Source organism: Protofrankia sp. Cj3, from assembly GCF_917627355.1.
Lineage (GTDB): Bacteria > Actinomycetota > Actinomycetes > Frankiales > Frankiaceae > Protofrankia.
Window position 1 is genome coordinate 5,394 of the sequence record NZ_CAKJTR010000078.1, and the last position, 686, is coordinate 6,079.

At 66.9% G+C, this 686-nt stretch carries 1 protein-coding gene; it reads left to right on the forward strand.

Annotation, left to right across the window (positions count from 1 at the left end):
- The coding region (locus MJ783_RS12565; RefSeq protein WP_239310600.1) for an IS630 family transposase at nt 1-608 on the forward strand (608 nt) is incomplete at its 5' end.
- Between the last annotated feature and the right edge of the window lie 78 nt (nt 609-686).

The following is a 686-nucleotide window of genomic DNA, read 5'->3' on the forward strand; positions in this document are numbered from 1 at the left end:
TGGGCGAAGGTACGAGGCTAGCGGCGACGACCGGCGCATGGATCGTCTTCGAGGACGAAACCGGGCAGAGCCTGCGCCCCCCAAAGGCCCGGACCTGGGCCCCACGGGGACACACCCCGACCGTGCGGGTGTCGGGGAAGGGCTCCGGGCGGGTGTCGATGGCAGCCCTGGTCTGCTACCGGCCCGGCCAGCGGCCCCGCCTGTTCTACCGGGTCCTCGCCCACCACGGCCGCAAGGGTGAACGTCGCAGCTTCTCCGAAGACGACTACGCCACCCTGCTCGTCGCCGCGCACCACCAGCTGAAAGCCCCGATCATCCTGTGCTGGGACAACCTCAACACCCACCGCAGCGCCGCCATGCGCGTGTTCCTCGCCCGCCATGCCTCCTGGCTGACCGTGGTGCCCCTGCCGGCCTACGCCCCGGACCTCAACCCCGTCGAAGGCGTGTGGGCCCACGTCAAACGAGACCTGGGCAACCACGTCCGCGTCACCGTCGACCAGCTCACTACCACGATCAAGACCCTGCTCAAACGCGTCCAGTACCAACCCGACCTGATCGCCGGCTTCCTCGGCCAGACAGAACTGATCATCGACCCGGAACCGCCGTAGCCAGACCCTGACCATTCAAGATCTGTACCTAGACTTTCGGAGTTGATGAAAGACCGAGGCAGGACGTCGATGAACGCC